The organism is Acinetobacter sp. CIP 102637 (genome assembly GCF_000368425.1).
GTDB classification, from domain to species: Bacteria; Pseudomonadota; Gammaproteobacteria; order Pseudomonadales; family Moraxellaceae; genus Acinetobacter; species Acinetobacter parvus.
This window is the reverse complement of the sequence record NZ_KB849435.1, coordinates 803,830-822,438: the sequence shown is the minus strand read 5'-3', so window position 1 is coordinate 822,438 and position 18,609 is coordinate 803,830. Positions and strand designations below refer to the sequence as shown.

General features: G+C 39.8%; 15 protein-coding genes and 1 pseudogene. 5 read left to right on the top strand and 11 right to left on the bottom strand.

Annotation, left to right across the window (positions count from 1 at the left end):
- Positions 1-19 precede the first annotated feature (19 nt).
- The 4 genes from acbC to ybaK form a co-directional block, all read right to left on the bottom strand.
- On the bottom strand, positions 20-1,837 hold the full coding sequence (gene acbC, locus F967_RS06875; protein ID WP_004799042.1) for an acinetoferrin biosynthesis protein AcbC: 1,818 nt from the start codon (positions 1,835-1,837) through the stop codon (positions 20-22).
- A complete protein-coding gene (locus tag F967_RS06870; RefSeq protein ID WP_004758102.1) occupies positions 1,834-3,315 on the bottom strand; it encodes a lysine N(6)-hydroxylase/L-ornithine N(5)-oxygenase family protein in 1,482 nt (493 codons plus the stop codon). Before F967_RS06870 ends, acbC begins: the two co-directional genes overlap by 4 nt.
- Positions 3,308-5,092 (bottom strand): IucA/IucC family protein, encoded by a 1,785-nt coding sequence (locus tag F967_RS06865; protein WP_004799039.1) that lies wholly within the window; start codon positions 5,090-5,092, stop codon positions 3,308-3,310. The genes F967_RS06870 and F967_RS06865 overlap by 8 nt, the downstream gene beginning before the upstream one ends.
- A 317-nt stretch (positions 5,093-5,409) precedes the next feature.
- A complete protein-coding gene (ybaK, locus tag F967_RS06860; protein WP_004799037.1) occupies positions 5,410-5,877 on the bottom strand; it encodes a Cys-tRNA(Pro) deacylase in 468 nt (155 codons plus the stop codon).
- A 169-nt stretch (positions 5,878-6,046) separates the two neighbouring features.
- Between ybaK and F967_RS06855 the strand changes: the two genes are divergently transcribed.
- The 5 genes from F967_RS06855 to F967_RS06835 all read left to right on the top strand — a co-directional run bounded on the left by F967_RS06855 (position 6,047) and on the right by F967_RS06835 (position 12,008).
- The gene (locus F967_RS06855) at positions 6,047-6,349 is read left to right on the top strand and encodes a hypothetical protein (RefSeq protein ID WP_004677471.1); all 303 of its coding nucleotides are present in this window, start codon (positions 6,047-6,049) and stop codon (positions 6,347-6,349) included.
- A gap of 195 nt (positions 6,350-6,544) precedes the next feature.
- Positions 6,545-7,918: an ABC1 kinase family protein gene (locus tag F967_RS06850; protein ID WP_004799035.1), complete on the top strand. Its 1,374-nt coding sequence runs from the start codon at positions 6,545-6,547 to the stop codon at positions 7,916-7,918.
- A gap of 236 nt (positions 7,919-8,154) precedes the next feature.
- The gene (locus F967_RS06845) at positions 8,155-9,441 is read left to right on the top strand and encodes an acyl-CoA dehydrogenase family protein (RefSeq protein ID WP_171063092.1); all 1,287 of its coding nucleotides are present in this window, start codon (positions 8,155-8,157) and stop codon (positions 9,439-9,441) included.
- A 15-nt stretch (positions 9,442-9,456) separates the two neighbouring features.
- Complete coding sequence (locus F967_RS06840; RefSeq protein WP_004799031.1) at positions 9,457-10,656, top strand: acyl-CoA dehydrogenase family protein; 1,200 nt, start codon at positions 9,457-9,459, stop codon at positions 10,654-10,656.
- A 134-nt stretch (positions 10,657-10,790) separates the two neighbouring features.
- Complete coding sequence (locus F967_RS06835) at positions 10,791-12,008, top strand: ATP-binding protein (protein ID WP_004677476.1); 1,218 nt, start codon at positions 10,791-10,793, stop codon at positions 12,006-12,008.
- A 53-nt stretch (positions 12,009-12,061) separates the two neighbouring features.
- On the opposite strand, the gene gorA is transcribed toward F967_RS06835, so the two are convergent.
- The 7 genes and pseudogenes from gorA to F967_RS06800 all read right to left on the bottom strand — a co-directional run bounded on the left by gorA (position 12,062) and on the right by F967_RS06800 (position 18,503).
- Positions 12,062-13,414 carry a glutathione-disulfide reductase gene (gene gorA, locus F967_RS06830; RefSeq protein ID WP_004677477.1) on the bottom strand — a complete coding sequence of 451 codons (1,353 nt, stop codon included), beginning with the start codon at positions 13,412-13,414 and terminating at the stop codon, positions 12,062-12,064.
- 60 nt (positions 13,415-13,474) lie between these two features.
- Positions 13,475-13,950: pseudogene (locus F967_RS13330) on the bottom strand (IS30 family transposase); the annotation flags it as partial.
- A gap of 56 nt (positions 13,951-14,006) precedes the next feature.
- On the bottom strand, positions 14,007-14,924 hold the full coding sequence (locus F967_RS06820) for a hypothetical protein (RefSeq protein ID WP_004799027.1): 918 nt from the start codon (positions 14,922-14,924) through the stop codon (positions 14,007-14,009).
- A gap of 18 nt (positions 14,925-14,942) precedes the next feature.
- Complete coding sequence (locus F967_RS06815) at positions 14,943-16,082, bottom strand: toxic anion resistance protein (protein ID WP_004799026.1); 1,140 nt, start codon at positions 16,080-16,082, stop codon at positions 14,943-14,945.
- A gap of 12 nt (positions 16,083-16,094) precedes the next feature.
- Positions 16,095-16,874, bottom strand: coding sequence for a hypothetical protein (locus F967_RS06810; protein WP_004799024.1), 780 nt, complete (start codon positions 16,872-16,874; stop codon positions 16,095-16,097).
- Between the two features lie 123 nt (positions 16,875-16,997).
- A complete protein-coding gene (locus F967_RS06805) occupies positions 16,998-17,414 on the bottom strand; it encodes a PaaI family thioesterase (RefSeq protein WP_004769308.1) in 417 nt (138 codons plus the stop codon).
- 105 nt (positions 17,415-17,519) lie between these two features.
- Entirely contained in the window at positions 17,520-18,503 is a 984-nt protein-coding gene (locus tag F967_RS06800) for a fatty acid desaturase family protein (protein ID WP_004799022.1), read from the bottom strand.
- Between the last annotated feature and the right edge of the window lie 106 nt (positions 18,504-18,609).

The window sequence follows — 18,609 nt, the reverse complement described above, 5'->3', positions numbered from 1 at the left end:
TATAAAATGACGAATAAAATTAGCCCGCTTTCGCTTGGCGTGGTTGTTCTGCCCATGTTTTCAATGTTTCTGGGCTAACTGGATTTGCAATAGGATCAAGGAAGACAGGAACAGGACGTTCTGCTTCATCGTTATAACTTGTGGTAAATAGACGTACACGGTTTAGACAAATTTTGGTGTAAGTTGGACGCAGCATGGCGAATTTATCAGCACGTTCAGCCAGTTCTGGATGTTTTTGGTTAAACTCAACAATCGTGTTGGAAATGGTCTGCCAAAAATCAAACTCAGAATATTCAGGATAGTCTTGCAAGAACACATTACAGATATAACGGTAATGCACCATGAACAGACCAGTGAAAATAAAATGGCTTAGATCGATCGCTTCGTGACGGAGTAATAAGTCTGCTTCAGATGGTAACTGAGCTAACTCAGGAAAATCCTCATCCACTAAATTGATATCATCAATGAAGTCTTTTAATACCATTGCTTTCGGCACACCATTTTCATGTACCAACATCGTGTTTTCGCCGTGTGGTGAAAATGCCAAACCATAGCGATACAAGCAAAGTAACAATGGACTCATGCACACTTGAGCAAATTGAGCTAACCAAGCTAAAGGACTTAATCCTGATGCTTTAATCAACACGCTCAGGATCGATTGACCAGAAATATCACGATGTAATAGAGCTGCTTGAGAGAGAACTTGTTGTGATGAATCAATATAGCGATCAACACTTTCACGCCACAAACAACCAAATAGTTCTTTAAATTGATATGGTGCGCCGTCAATGCGGTCAAAACATGGCTGGTGAATGGTTAAAGTTGCAACCTCACCCAAGAAAATCACACCTGTATTTTGTAAGTCTTGATCTTGTTGATGAATCTGTTTTAACCATGCGGTGACTGCTGGAGCAGCTAGATTACGTTTTGAGGGTAATCCACGATAAACAGCAGTATTAAAAATACTGACTGGCAGTTTAATGTAATGACGTTGTAGATTTGATGTATTGCATAATGTGCGAATGGACTGCATTGGCATATAACTATCTTGACTGATATTCAGTTCAATAATTTTCTGATCAACAATTTCATTGGCATAAGTTGGCACGAGCCATTGGTGCCATTGCCATGCATGTACGGGAATCAAAAAATAATTTTGTGGGTCTAGATTTTTTTCTTGAAGAATATTGATGAATTGCTGTAGTTCATTGGCATCAAATTCATGTTGATATAAACCACATGCACTCCAATCTTCAGTACTTCGATACTCTGCTAAATCACGATGTACAGCTAACCACAACACTTTAACTTCAGGAGAAAGTTCTGGCGCTGAGCTAAGATAATCATCATAACCAAAACCCATACGCCCCTTACTCATGATGAGCCAAGGATGACCTCGTAGCATGCCTTCAACTTTGTAATGAGGCTCAGTCAAAACCGCTGTGCTTGGCAAACGCGTTTCATTGAACAAATGTGCTTCTGCCAACCAAGTATTGTTCATTTCTTTGATCAAATATGCTTTGGTAAATGGCTTTACATTAGAACTGTCAGACATTGCGACAATAAACTCATGTAAGTTCCAAGCAGGTTGATCATTTTCCTGACTATGAGTCACATCACGTACAGAAGCTTCCTGAATATTCCAATGTCCAAGTAGATATTGATGTCCTTGAAATTCATACTGACGATTGCCTAAATCTAAACGATAACGACCTGCTGACAATGATTTAACTTCAAAAATTTCTTCGTATAGAAACTCTGCAATCGCCATTTCAATAAGACGTTGTCCTGCGGCACGCCATTGCTGCTGATTAATTTTTAAAGTTGCAAAGTTCATATCAGTTTCTCATAAGTTGAATGTACAGAAGCAGTTTGTGTCCGTGTATTAGCACCACGACGATTAGGATGCGCCGTCATCACGTTCTGTTCTGTTTTCTTGAAAATTGAATGGTTTTTATTGGCAGAATTTTCACAAACGCACTCGTTTGATTGTGCTTTGTCATCTGCCATACAAATTTTTGGATTTTGAGAGAGATTAAAGTGTTGGAATGTCTGCGCCTGCTGATCGAGTTCATAAAGCGACTCACCAAGCAACTGATTGATAATTGTCGCTGCACGATAAGCACCAAGCCCTAAGTCTGGTGTACCAACACCGTGGCTATGCATTTCCTGATTCTGGACAAAAATATGACCATTTAGATGATGTACAACACGATAGTCTTCCGTGATTTGCCAACGCTGTTTATGATCAAATTCAATATAAGGTTTCAGCAACTGCATAAAACCAAAATCAGGGGTAAAGTAACCTGTTGCAGCAACCAAAAAATCACAATCTAAATGGAAAGCCTGTGTCGTGGCACGATGCTGGAAATGCAGTCGAATTTTTTGCATATCTAAGACTTCTGCATCTTTCAAATCACATTGGCTATGCAAATGTGTCTGCAAACTTTGACCCGCAATGCTACGGTGATAAAGTTTTTGATAGATTTCACGGATGGTCTTTGCACTAATGCCCTTGTACAACAAAGACTGCTGCTGCAATTGTTGCTCTTTCTTTTCAGCTGGCAAAGCATAAAAATGCTGTGCATAGTCTGGGCTAAAATGTTCCAGTCCCAATGGTGCATATTCCATTGGGAAGAAGCCCAGAGAACGAGTAAACCAGTGTAGGTCGAACTGATGATTGGCTGTATCTTGCTGCTCATCAAGCAGATCAATAAAGACTTCGGCGGCGGATTGCCCTGAACCAAGTACTACAACATCGCCGTGTAAATCTATATCTGTATGCGTCATATATTGCGCAGAATGCAGACATTTTTGTGGTTGCTGCTGCTGTACTTTAGCCAAGCATTCAGGCAAGTAAGGCACATTACCGCTTCCGATGACCAGATGACGGCATAAATAACTGTGCTGAACACCCTCCGATTCCACCACAACTTTAAAACCAATAGTTTGAGGTTCGATCTTCAAAACACGAGATTGGTATTCAATACAATCAAGTTGTTCTGCAACCCATTGACAGTAATGGTTATACTCACAACGTGGAATATGCGGCTGTTCTAAAAAGTAAAATTTATATAAGCGTTGCTGATGACGCAGATAATTCAAAAAGCTAAATGGGCTAGTTGGATCAACCATTGAGACCAGATCTGCCATAAACGGCACTTGCAATACCGTATTGGGTAACTGCATCCCTGCATGCCAGTCAAACTGAGCTTTCTGTTCGAAAATTGCATAGTTAAGTGTGCTTTTATTATGCAGCAGGCTGGCCAGACTCAGATTAAATGGCCCTAAACCAATTCCAATAAAATCAAGCATAACTGACATCCTTCTGTGAAATACACAGCGGATTTGGCAGTTCGACATAGACAGATTGGTTCTCGACAGGCGCAATCAGCTCATCTAATTCATGTAAACGTGTGAGCAAATTACCTTTATAAGGCAAGGTTACATTGAACAATAATCCCTGTAATAAGCTACTGTCTGGATATTGCTGCAATTGCTCTTGCAAGAAACTTGTTAGATGCCCAAGTAATTCATCTTCAGTAATATAGCCTGTTGCGCCAATCGCATTGATAATGCCGAACAAGGTATTGCCAAAGAAATAATAACTAAAACGTTCATCCACGAAATCTTTAGGCCCGACGGCAAACGCTTTTTCTTTCAGCTCAGGCAGCGCTTGCAGAATTTCAATGGCGAACTCTTCGATATAATAAAAACCTTGGTTATCACGTAGCCATAAGGTTTTTGGGAAATGATTCTCTAGTTCCAACAGCACATTCTGCTGATGTGATTCAAATGCCATGCCATGGCGATGATAGACATACATCAACGGTTGCAAACTGACTTCAAGGAAACGATTAAACCAATCCAAAGCAATTTCTGAGAAATCGGTTTCGTGATGTGCTTTTGCAATTTTTGCAAATAAAGCATTAAAACGATTTAAAGGTTTATTTGGATGATCCTGACATAAGGATGCAATACAAGTGACTTGCTGTTGAGGATGAAATGGCTGATCACGGAAAATACAGATACTTTCATTCACCACTTCATCATCAATTTTTAAGGCAATCCAAGCTGGGTCATTGACTGCCTTTAAACTTGGAAATTTTTTTAGAATATTCTGACCAAACTCACTGTGCCACAGACGATGTGTTAATTCACCACGATGACATTCTTTAGCTAAATTGACTCGAATAGAGTTGGTGATCATCACAGAAAGAGATGGCTTCACCATCCACGGAGCGTTGAAGCTTGCCAATGTACGAATGGATGTTGTTGGAGAGAATTGCCAGCCTCGTAAGCCTACATCAATTAACTGCCCCGTTTGTTTTAAACGTTCAAACCAAGGCTTACTTTGTAAATAACGGGCTTGCCAAGGATGTAATGGGAGTAATTTATATTCGCTATGGGTTTTAACTAGATTGAGATCATTTTCAGATAAATACCACTGTAATGCCGTTTTTAATTGCGCTGAAATAGGTTCATCAGTCGCACTACCTTCCGCAATGTAATCTTGGTGCACTAGCCAATAATGAAGTTGTGTCTTGCCCTTATGTTCAGGTGAAAACTTTAACCAATCTTCATGTACAAAACCTGTTCTACTTTTCGGCGCTGGATGCATGCTATGCCCCAGTATGAGTGCCTGCTCAGTTTCAATGAAACTCTGACCTGCTTTGACCAAATTATCAAAATCAGCTTCACGGTGTGCTAAAAACTGTTGTAGCGCATCACGACTTTGAATCCACTTCTCTACTAAAGATGCAGCATCTAATGGAATAGACGATTCAAAAACCAGTTCTTCAAGCAATAACCCAACGATTGCAACAGGACTAAATGATCTGATTTGTCCATGGATAATAATTTGTGGAAGATCTGCTAAACGATGTCGCCCGACTCGACTGACATAAGATAAAGGAAAATTACATTGTGCTTGAATAGAATGTATTGGGATTGATAACAGCGTCAAACCTTGGCTAAACCCTTGTTGTTGCGGACTTTGCTGATTTTTATTAAGCAAGTGACCTTTGCCAGTTTCTTGCGTATATGCGTTGACGAAGTGTTGTATCGCCAACCGATTGGCAAGTGATTGCATCTGTCGGTATCCTCTTATAAAGAGAGAGTTAATTTTTTTCGAATGTTTTGAGCTCAAAACACTTCTCAAATACAGCAACGACTGCATATAAGATTAAAGTAATGATAATAATTATCATTTATAATAGCAATTATAATACTTCCTTTGAAATTAACAGCACAAAGCATTGATTAATATAGATTAAATAAAAAAATAGATGATTATTGATACAAAAGATAATAATTCTCATTATTATATATTCTAATGAAAATCTGAAATTTTATTGTTTTAGTAGATTGAAACATTAAAGCATAAGCAATAGATGTCAGATAAAGTCCCTAACTATCCAACAGATCAGAGAAAGTTGCATTTAATAACTTTGCTAGATCATTAGGATCTAAACCAATATCTAATCCCCTTTTTCCACCACTCACATAAATTTTGGTCAATGCTTGCGCCGTTGCATCAATCACCGTTTTTAGCCGTTTCTTCTGTCCCAATGGGCTGATTCCTCCCACCAGATAACCTGTCAAACGCTCCGCATCTTTTGGATTGGCCATCTGTAGTTTCTTGCATCCAACTGCTGTGGCAACTTTCTTTAAATTAAGTTGATGATTGACAGGCAGAATGGCAACGAAAAAGTTTTTTTCATCTGTTACCAATAAGGTTTTAAACACTTCCTCTACTGGAAGATTCAGTTTTTCTGCCGCTTCCAGACCAAAGCTTTTAGCATTGCCATCATGTTCATACTCATGAATTGAAAACGGAATTTTATTCTTTTCTAATAACTTGCAAGCTGGGGTCATATTTTTCAGTTTAATTAAATCTGGGTTTAAAACGGGTATAAGTGTAGCAAATTTGGATAGATAATTAAATTTTACTTAGGCTATTTTGATATAAATCCACATCTTGATAATTGGACAATGAACCTCATATATTCATTCAAGGTGAAAATGAAAAAGGCTCAAGTCATTTATGAGTTACAAACATAATAATTTAATGGCAATGCGCCAGAATTATTGGGATGATGAATCCTCTACCATACAAGCTGAAAAGCAATTTCTGAGAGATACACTTATTGAAGAAGGTATTTTTAAGGATGCGACTTTAGAAGATACTAAGTATTTTTTCTTCACCCTCCCCAGTATTATTATTGTCAAAGCCCATGCACTGGGTTTTCATCATAGCCATGTGAAATGTATGCTGATCAAGCATATTCACACCAACAGAGCTGCTTTAATGCGGAAGTCATCACTAAAAATTCAGTTTAAGATTTAGCACAAATGTATATTGGAACCAGTCTAAAGATAAAAATTCTACTTAGGCTATTTTAATAATATTGATCTATTTCACAAATTTAGACTAATAATTCAAGCGATTGAACTATTTTAATACGTTCAAAAGCTGTAATATCCACTAAAATTTAACTCTCGGCTTTCCTCCCCTCCGATTTCAGCATAGGATTTTTCTTTCATGTCAGATCAGAACGATAAGCTTAAGAACCTAAAAACTTCATCGGTGGATCGCCGCTTATCTATTGCAAAAGCCTCTTTACTTGCTGGAACACGCTGGGCAACTGCAAGTGCGACTTCTATTTTCTCCAGTGAAGAAGAAAAAGAGAAGAAACGTAAAAAGGCCATGGCTGAACAGGCACAATATTTGGTTTCTGAAATTGGGAAACTAAAAGGTTCAATTGTCAAGATTGGGCAAATGATGGCTTTATACGGCGAACATTTTCTACCAGAAGAAATCACACAGGCGCTAAACACGCTAAACAACCAGACTGTTGCCTTGGCCTGGCCTGCAATCAAAGCTCATTTGCAAGAACAGTTGGGTTCAAAACTCGATGAATTGACCATTGATCATGAACCAATCGGAACGGCCTCACTGGCTCAGGTACACCGTGCCACACGTAAATCGGATGGTTTAGAGCTTGTCTTAAAGATTCAATATCCAGGTGTCGCTGAAGCAATTGATTCAGACATGAACCTTTTCAGGAACATGTTAAAACTCACCCGTATGGTGCCGCAAACACGCGAATTTGATCAGTGGTTTGATGAAGTTCGTGAAATGATGCATCGAGAAGTCGACTATGACATCGAAGCCGCGACAACTCGCCGCTTTGCTGCACGCCTGAAAGATGACCCTCGTTATATCGTTCCTGAAATTGTCGATGAATTTTGCGCTAAAAAAGTGCTGTGCATGACCTTTGAACGTGGTGTGCCTGTAAATAGCCCTGTCATGCTCTCCCTGCCACAGGAACGCCGCAACAAGCTTGGTGAAGCCTCTTTAGAGATTGCAGTACGTGAGCTGTTTGAATGGGGCGAAATGCAAACCGATCCAAACTTCGGTAATTACCTGGTTCGTTTGGGTAACGGCGATGATGTAAATGACAAAATCGTTCTCCTCGACTTTGGTGCAATTCGTCAGTTCGATGAGAATTTGCTCACTGTTGCACGTAACCTGATCCATGCTGGTTATAACCATAACAAAGATGAAATGGTTAAAGCGATGACAGGCTACGAGTTTTTTGATGCAATGCCTGAAAGTATCAAACCAGGTATGGCAGATGTGTTCCTGATCGCAACAGAAGCTTTTAGCTGTCCAGCCAATAATCCAGACATGCCAGCAGGTGTTATGGATGAGCAGGATCGTTATGACTGGAAGAAAAGCCAACTGCATAGCCGCGTCATGCAACAGGCAGCACAGTCTATGGCATCGCGCTATTTCTCTGTTCCACCTAAGGAATTTATGTTCATTAGCCGTAAGTTTATTGGTGCATATACATTTATGACAGTGATTGAAGCAAAGACCAATGTGCGTAAAATGATTCGTGAGTTTGCGTAACGTACATTTATAAAAGTTATTTCGACCAATCTGATTTGTCAGTTTGGTCAATTTTTTTAAAATTTATTTTTCTGATATTTTTTTTATTCATTTAAAAACAATAATATAAATTCATATTTGAATCATTTTACCCTTTATCTTTCTTAATTTGGCACGTCAAACAAGACATAGTTTTTTTGATTAGAGCATGTCAGCATAATTTTACAACCATCCTCTAGGATAAAATCATGTCGAATATGATGAATAAAGCTCAAGGCTTTGGGCTATCTTTGATCACTAAAATCGCAGGAAGCGAAGTATTAGATCAACTCAAATTAAGAAAATTTGTAGAGAAATCATTATATCAAGGATCAAAAACAGGTTTTAAAGTACTGAATAAAACACAAAAAGCTTTTAAACCACAAGCAATTGATAAGCAACGCCTCCCGAATCAAGTTAATAAAAATTTGTTTGATCTCAGCCTGACTGAAGAACAGCAAATGACGGTTGATGCAATGTCTCAATTCGCTGAAGAAGTTTTATATGCTTTAGCGCATGACGCTGATCATCAAGCACAATTCCCAGAACAACTTTGGCAGCATTTGGTTGATCTAGGCTTAAACGACTACGCACTTCCTGAAGCATTGGGTGGTGTTGCAGCAGAACAGAATATTGTCAGTAACATCCTGATTGCTGAAAGCCTGGCAAAAGGTGATTTCAGTTTAACAGCAGGTCTGCTCAGCACATTTAGCGTTATTAATGCAATTACACGTTGGGGTTCAACACAAGTTCAATCGATGTATTTGCCTGTGTTTGCAGAAGATACCGATATTACCGCAACATTTGCATTTCAGGAAGCGACTCCTGCATTTAATCCATATCAGTTAAAAACCAAAGCAACTGAACAAAATGGACAAATGACCATTACAGGTGAAAAGACGTTGGTAATTTTGGGTGATACAGCCGATGTATTCCTTGTCAGTGCTGAGTTCAACGGTCAACCTGATATTTTTGTTGTGCAGTCAAATGAAACGATCGCAATCAAAGCTAATCCAGCAATGGGTTTAAAGGCGGCAGAAACAGCAACACTTCATTTCAATCAAACACCAGCTTTACGCTTAGACGATGCTGATTTTGATTACACTGCATTTGTTGATCTTGGCAATCTGATGTGGTGCGCCATGGCGATTGGTACAGGAGAAGCAATCAAAGCTTACTGTATTAAATATGCAAATGAACGTACTGCTTTTAGCGAACCCATCTCGCATCGTCAAAGTGTTGCCTTCATGATTGCCGATATGGCCATTGAAATTGATGCTATGCGTATGTTGGTTTTAAATGCGGCAAGCTTGGCTGAAGCGGGTAAACCCTTCCATCGTGAAGCTTATCTTGCGCGTTTACTCTGCGCTGAAAAATCAATGAAAATCGGTACAGATGGTGTTCAAATCTTAGGTGGTCATGGTTTTACCAAAGAACACCCAGTTGAGCGTTGGTATCGTGATCTACGTGCAACCGCTATCTTACATTCTGGCTTACATGCGTAATTTTGGAGAATAATAATGAACTTACAAAATCCGAAAAAATTTAAAATGCTGGTTGATCAGGCGCATGAAACAGCATTGAATGTATTACGCCCTATTTCACGTAAATATGACAAAGCAGAACATGCATATCCTAAAGAACTCGATATGCTCGCTGCGCTATTAGATGGCATGAATGAAAGCGGCGAAGGCGTTGGCGCTGCCAATGCAAGTAAACGTGGTACAGCCAATCCTGATGCCATCGTAAACGGTGGTAATATGTCGGCTGCACTCGGCATTATTGAAATGTGCTACGGTGATACGGGTTTATTGCTAAGTATGCCTCGTCAGGGTTTGGGCAATTCCGCGATTGCTGCAGTTGCCAATGACGAACAGCTTGAACGTTTCAAAGGCACCTGGGCTGCTATGGCCATTACTGAACCAGGATGTGGTTCAGACTCAGCTGCAATCCGTACTACTGCCACCAAAGATGGTGATGATTATATCCTGAATGGTGAGAAAATCTTTGTCACTTCGGGTGAACGTGCTGATTCCGTTGTAGTTTGGGCAAGCTTAGATAAAAAACTTGGTCGTGCTGCGATTAAATCTTTTGTAGTACCCAAAGGTACGGCTGGGATGAAAGTTGAACGTCTCGAACACAAGCTCGGGATTAAAGCCTCAGATACTGCGGTGATTAGCTTTACGGATTGCCGTGTGCCTGCCGCAAATTTATTGGGTAATCCAGAAATTGATGTTGCTAAAGGTTTTGCTGGTGTGATGAAAACCTTTGACAATACCCGCCCATTGGTTGCGGCTATGGCGGTTGGTTGTGCAAAGGCATCTTTAGAGCGTATCAAGGAAATTTTTAAAGATCAGCTTGATCCAGACTACAAAACACCATATTTACAAACCTCCAATTTAGCCGCACAGATTTACCGTATGGAAGCTGAATGGGAAGCTGCCCGTTTATTGGTACTTAAGGCAACATGGATGGCTGATAATAAAAAGCCAAACTCAAAAGAAGCTTCAATTGCCAAAGCCAAAGCTGGACGTGTTGGTAATGAAATCACGCTAAAATGCGTCGAGCTTGCTGCAAGTGTGGGCTATGGTGAGGATGAATTACTAGAAAAATGGGCACGTGACTCAAAAATCCTTGATATTTTTGAAGGTACACAACAGATTCAACAGCTCATTATTGCTCGTCGTGAATTGGGTAAATCTTCAAGCGAATTGAAATAGTCTAAATCTATAAAGGTATTCAGTTAGAAAAGGCTTTCGAGTCTTTTCTAATTATTCATGTTCACAAAAAGCGAAGACACACGTTAAAATCTAGTTTAATATTAGGTCTAATCGTAAATTAAACTAGATTTCCTATGTATATCCCCCGTCATTTACAAAATACGCTTACCAAACTCATGCGGCAATTCCCTGCTGTATTGATTACTGGTCCAAGACAAGTGGGGAAATCTACACTTTTGCAGCATACAGCACATGAGTATCATTATGTCAGTTTCGATGATCCCTTATTACTCGATCAAGCCAAGCAAGAACCTAATCTATTTTTACTCAATTATCCAAATAATGTGATTTTGGATGAAGTGCAATATGCCCCTGAATTATTCTCTCTATTAAAACTCGCAATCGATAAACAGAAACAGAATGGTATGTTTCTACTCTCTGGTTCACAAGCATTTGAACTGATGCATAACGTCAGTGAATCCTTGGCAGGACGGATTGCAATTTTAAAATTATCAGGTTTATCATTACGGGAAATTCAAAACATCCGATTTGATCAGCCTTTTATTCCAAGTTTAGACTATATCCAACAACGTGAACCTCATTTACAGCAAGTTGATGTATGGAAAACCATTCATCAAGGTTACTTGCCACGGCTGTATGAACAGGAAACAGATTGGGACATTTATTATGCATCTTACGTTTCCACCTACATTGAACGAGATGTACGTCAACTGACCCATATCAATAATATTACTGATTTCACGCGGTTCATGGTTGCCATTGCTGCACGAAGTGGTGAGTTGCTTAACTATAGCAGTGTGGCTCAAGATGTCGGGATTTCAGTCGATACGGTAAAACGTTGGGTAACCATTTTACAAACCTCAGGGATTGTTTATTTACTACAGCCCTATAGCAATAATCATCTTAAACGTGCCATTAAGACTCCAAAAATCTATATGTTAGATACTGGGTTGATGGCATGGCTAACCAAGTGGTTAACCCCTGAAACCATTCAACAAGGGGCAAAAAATGGGCAATTTTTTGAAAGCTTTGTGATGAGCGAAATTATTAAATCTTTCTATAATCAAGGAAAAGAACCACCTATTTACTTTTACCGAGATACCAATCAAAAGGAAATTGATTTACTGATTGAATATGACCAAACCTTATATCCCATAGAAATCAAGATGACTGCCAATCCTAATAAACGTATGGCACAGGCATTTGATATTTTGCGTAATCATTTACCTCACAATGAACTCACCATTGCCCATGGCACAATCATTAATCAATATCCACAAAAGCTATGGCTTGCCGAAAACTTACTCGCTTTACCTTTTAACTTTATTTAAATCCAGTTTAATTTAAGATAACATCGTAAATTAAACTAAAAAAATCGAATCACTTAACGCATCGTCACAAACTCTTCCGCAGAAGTTGGATGAATGGCAACGGTATTATCAAAATCTTTCTTGGTTGCGCCCATTTTCAATGCGACTGCAAAGCCTTGTAATATTTCATCCATACCAAAACCAATTCCATGAATACCGACAATTTTTTCCTGTTCTCCCACACAAACCAGTTTCATTTTAGTAAGCTGTCTATGTTGTGTAACCGCACTAAACATTGCCGTAAATGTTGATTGATATACTTTTACAGCTTGCCTGCCATATTTTTCAATCGCCTGTGCTTCAGTCATTCCAACTGTTCCAATCGGTGGATGGCTAAACACCACGGTCGGAATATTGTCATAATCCAAATATTCATCAAGTTTATGATTAAACAATCGCTCAGACAGTTTTCGGCCTGCCGCCACAGCCACAGGTGTTAATTCCATTTTGCCCGTAATATCACCCACTGCATAGATTCCTACCTGTGATGTATTCTGAAATTGATCAACTTGAATATAACCTCGTTCATCAAGCTGAACATTTGCCTTATCCAGATTCAAACTTGCAGTGTTCGGCTCTCGTCCTGTTGCCCAGATTAAACAATCTACTGTATGACTTTCACCATTTTCCAAATGCAACATCACCGAACCATCAGCCTTCTTTGTCACCTTTTTAGGCGTAGCCTGCGTATGTACCTTGATACCATCCGTTTGCATCGCCTCAACTAAAGTTTCACTGATGAACTGCTCAAAACGACGTACAGGCAAATCCTTACGGATAAACAGCCCAACCTGAGAGCCTAAAGCATTCAATACGCCAGCCAACTCAACGGCAATATAACCAGAACCAACCACAGCGACTGTCTTAGGTAAGTCCGATAATTCAAAGAAACCATTCGAATCGATACCATATTCTGCCCCCTCTATCTTGGGTAACGATGGCTGCGTTCCAGTGGCAATCAGAATGTGATCTGCGGTTAATTGCTCATCATTCACCTCAATAGTATGTGAATCAATAAAAGTTGCAGTTCCATGAATGAGATCCACTTGATTATTACTTAGGCTATTTTGATAGGAGTGGTGAATTCGTTCTATATAAGCCTGTCGATTGCGGACTAACTTTTGCCAGTCAAATGAATCCAACCTGCTATCAAAACCATAGTCTGGGCCATATTTGTGAATGGTTTCCGCAACTTGGGCCGCGTACCACATCACCTTTTTAGGGACACAACCTGCATTGACACAGGTTCCGCCAATCTCACCCTTTTCAATTAAGGCACATGTCTTCCCATATATGGCGGCACGATTAACAGATGCTATCCCACCACTTCCACCACCAATCGCAATATAATCATAATGTCTTGTCATCATTGCCTCATAATATCAACTGCATGTGATTTATAGTTTTCTCTTCTATAGATGGCGAATTCAAACATAAGGTGAGACAGTTTTAAAAGCCTTATGATAATCAACAAACTGAGCAAATTTCCTAATGGTGTGAGCCAATCTAACGCTTTTCTAGGACGAGTATTCAGTGACATGGCAACTTGATTTAAATAATGCTGATCTGCCTGATTTAAATCAATCCCTTTAGGTAAATATTGCCTAATTAAACCATTCATATTTTCGCATGTGCCTTTTTGCCAGGGTGAATGTGGGTCACAGAAATATACATCTATGCCTAAATCTTCTTCGAGTATTTTATGTTCTGCCATCTCACGTCCACGGCCATAGGTCAACGTTTTACGCAGTTCTGCAGGTAAATATTTCAGAGCTTCAGTTAAAGCCTTGCGCACTGATTCTGCCTTTGCATCAGGTAATGTTGCCAAGATACAGAGCCGTGTATTTCGTTCAATAAGGGTTGCTATCGAACTTTTATTGTCTTTACCTTTAATTAAATCAGCATTATTCTAGATAGACGTTAAGTAGATTCAACTTAAAATCTTGTTATAAAGCGAATCTATAAATCATCAAGCTTTTGTGTAATTCGAACGCGGCGATTTTTTAGGTGCTTGGCGAGGATATATAGAATTGCACTTAAAGCGGCAACCAAGAAGATCATCCCCCACAGAACCACATTTACGATTTGTGAAACACGCTCTGCCTGTTGCGCACGTAAATCCAGTGGTTGTGTCAAAGCGGTGATGCTTTTGCCATAAAGTTGCTGCTGCATGACCCATAACTGCTCAGGTTTAAAATCATATTCTTTAAACTGAACTGGGTTATTCTTCTCATCGAAAATCAATTGATTCACATAGACATTGGCAGTTTTACGATCAACAGGCTGATGTAATAAAGCCACTTGTGCCAACACATAGGCTTTTTCAGTCGATGAAATGTTTGCCTGCTTTAGGTCCTGCGCAATCTGGCTTTCAACGATATTGTTCTCATAGCTCATCCATTGCTGATAAGCCTGCTTGGTTTCATCTTTCCAGTCGTATTGGATGTAACTCAGACCAGACCAAAGCAAGATAAACGAAATCACCCATGCCAGAATACGCTGTGTCCATGCTTGGAAACGTTGCTGAAAAAACTTAAATTTCTTCATCCAACTGACTAGTAAAAATGCGCCAATAAATGAGACAAATATTTTAAGGAACAGCCAGCCAAACCAGGACAGCAAATTAAAGAAATAATCAACAGGCTGTTTAAAGGGAACGAGTTCCTGCACATGATAGGGCAAATCCAGTGCCTGAACCTGCACGGAAAGATCAAAGAAACGATAGATAAACTCTTTTTGCAAAAACAGGGATGCAATGATGACAACCCCGAATGTGCTGGTCAGAAAAAACCAGATCATCAGATGACGTTGGCGTTTCTTTAAAATATCTAAACGCTGATCAATCGGCTGTACACTCAAATCATCTATGGGCGACAATGATCTTTCCTCTTAAGATTACTCATTCAGTTTTTTCGGGGGATTCTGCCCGCTATTTTCAAGAACCAAATGATTCAAACTATCCTGTAATGCACGCAAACGTGTGGTTGCTTCAGCACGTTTCTGCATCCCTTCTTTCTGGATTTGAATCACGTCGTTTACTGTTTTAATGAGGGTATTTTGTACATGTTCAAGGGTTTCCACATCAATCACTGAACGTTGATTCGCTTTAGCGGTATCGACTGAGTTCTGATGCAATAGTTCAGCATTACGGCGCAGTAATTCATTGGTAGTATCATCAATGGCCTTTGCCAGTTGTACACTATTCTTCTGCTCCTGCAATGAAATTGCCAAACTAATCTGGTTTTTCCATGCAGGCAAGGTAATGTTTTTAATCGCATAGAACTTATCCACCAACATTAGGTTATTTGACTGGATAATCCGAATCATCGGCAAAGTTTGCATCGCAGATTGCTGTAGAACCTGTAAATCACTGACTCTTTTCTCAAGGTTATTGGCCAGGTGATTCAGGTCATAAATCTGCTGTGTGGTTTGCTGATCCTGTTCTTGCGTACTTAAGCTTGAAATTTGTTGCTGGATGTCCTGCTGTTTCAACTGCCCCGCAGCAATATAAACACCAAGTTGTTTATATTCATCCTGAACAGCATCAAACATCTTGTCGAGTGTCGCCACCCGTGCCTTAAGACCTGATTGCGAGCTTTCAATCTCTTTCACCAACACATCAATCTGTTCTTTGGTGGTATTAAAATGCTGGTCAAAACTTTGCTTGGCATTCTTAAACCTGCTAAACAAACCACCAAAAAAGCCTGAGCTTTTTGACTTGTTTAAAATACTGGAAGTATTAAGTTGCTGCGCGACCTGAACCACTTCATTGAGCTTTTGGCCTGTTGTATCAAGGTCTTTGTTTTGAACCAAACCCAACAACTCATCTGTATAGGTTGATGTTTTATTGGCAATGTTTTTACCGTATTCGGCCACCACAGTGGTACTGATGTCTGCAAGTTCTTTATGCGCATCCATAACCTCGGCAAAGTCCTGTGGCTGCAAGCCTAACTCTTTTAGGTTAAGTTGTTCAAAACGCTGCTCCTGCCTAATTGCAAGTTCGCTGGATGATTTTATAAGTTCTGAATCTGACATGATATTCCCCTCTTATTTCTGTAATGATTTTTTCAGATTTTGGATTAAATCTTCTCGGCTTTTGTCCAACTGCTCAATGGTCTTTGATGAGTTAGACTCACGGCTTTGCTCTAGATGATAACGCCACGCTGGAATCAACACCTGCTGCGCCTCTTTAAAACGGTCTAAAAGGCTAAAAGATAAATGCTGTGACAACTGCATCTGTTTCATTGCAATGTCATTGCTGGTCTGTAAAGTTTGTAATGTATTGATCTTTTTAGATAGACGCTCAACGAAGGGATCAAGTACCTGCTGCTGTTTACTAAACTGGGGATATTCTTTTAAAAACTCATCAGCAGCCTGTATATACGCCGCCATCTGTTCCCTTAAACCCAGAGCCTGCTGCAAACGTGACTGCGATTTCTGAATCTCAACCTGTAGCTTTTGGCTTAAGTGGTTTGCCTCACTGATTAAACGATCCAGATCTTTGACATATTTGACCTGTCCAGCATCATATTCAACATCAATCCCCAGCCATTTTTGCAGTGCATTAAATTTTCGCCCGCCCACATAATTTTTTGAGCGTGACAGTTGCTGAACAATCTGGGTAATCACTTCACTGAGCTGCTGGTTTAGCTTCGGATCGACACCATTCAACAGGACACTTTGCGCCTGCACCAAATGATCTGCATAATGATTTAAACGATGGGGATCAGTGATTAAAGGCAATAAATCATTACGTTTAATCGCCAGAATATGTTCTTGATTCAGTTCAAGTTGCGATAAAGGGGTTAAGTCGAGCGGTATAGTCATAGAAGTAAAAAATAGTAAGAACAAATAAATTTGATCGCTATTAGTTGTAGCATGTTCTTACTATTTCGCATACTTAAATGTTGTTATGATTTTTAAGCATTTCATTTTATCATTTTTAAAAACTTATGATTTTTGCGGAAGCGCATAGGTCCCAATCACATGCGCCACTGGTTCCTCATCACCTACAGAATATAACCACACTTCCCCTGTCACTAGGGTTCTGCCAACTTTAATCAACTTACAGACTGCCCTGATATCCCGTGTTCCATCTGGCTTACGAAAGAAATTGATATTCATGTTGGTGGTGACCGCCATTTTAATCAATCCCAAATGTCCAATAATTGCCACATACAGGACAAAGTCTGCCACCAGCATTAGGGTTGGCCCAGACACAGTCTGACCAGGACGCAGGTCATCCTGATCCACGCGATACAACAATTGCGCACCTTTAGGGGTAATCTGTTCAATCGTGTTCTTTCTAAGTGCCTGTGAAAATTCCTGAGCCAGAAACTCAATGATTTCCTGTTTATTCGCTGCCATATCTCTCAAAACCTATAATGTTACAACCTATCATCCATTTCAGTTTATACTCAAGGAACAGAAAGCAACCTACTTCTCCTGAACAAAAACAAGGATCATCAATTTTTAATCTGATTTTGCTGAAAGCTCATTCAACACTTGCCAATAAGTGGGTGGTTCAGCAACATGACCACGCTCACGTAATATCTGGTGCATTCTTGGCAACTTAAAATAAGGCACTGCCGCCATCAAATGGTGTTCTTTATGATAGTTGACATGAATCGGCGCAACTAAAGTCCTTGCGATATAACCTGCTTTAGTCGTGCGAGTATTGGTCAAGGCACTATTGCCGGTTTCCATTCCTGCATGTTCCGCCATGGAACGAACACGTAGCAACAGTGGGAACGGCGTTACATAGGCCAACACCCAAAGCGCATAGAGTTTGGGATGTCCTGCTGCCCAAAGTGCCGAAAATAAAGCGGTATTGGTGGCAATGGCCCCACCGCTATTTTTTATAAATGCCTTTGGATAATCAGACCAGTGCCGTCCCTCTTGAGCAATCCAGCGACGGTCATTGGAAACCGTCCATTCCATTTTCTCAACATCCATCAACACACGCCCAATCGCGAATTTAAAACCAGTCACGCCCGATAAATCACGCATGAATTTACGCATTACTGATTTTTTAGAGGTCGGAAAACCTGTAACAAGTGATAAATCTGGATCATCTACCGTTGATGTTTTACTGTGATGACGGAGATGATGCTTACGGTATTTATGCAGATCATTCCAGACTGGACGGGCACATAGCCAGTCGGTTAAGGTATCGTTGAGCCATTTGGTTTTAAACAGACTTTGATGTGAAGCATCATGCGTAAGGATAGCCAGCGCCAATTGACGGCCAGCCAAAATAACCAAGGCTACAATACATATGAGCAACTTGCCCCAGTTTGGCAAATATTCCCAAAAGCCAGCAACAGTGGCAAAGGTTCCACCAATCACCGCCCAAGTTGATAAAACAGCCCAGCTACCATGCAGATCCGATTTGGCAGTCAATTCCGTGATTTCTTCTCGTGTGAACAAATCACTAATAGCCGTACGTGTGTTCATATCCTATCCTGCAATTTTTGTATTTTTATAAAACTACATAACTATTCACTTTATTCTAAATTAAGTAATATTTCTGTCAATAAATTAAAATTAAATTTTTAGTAAT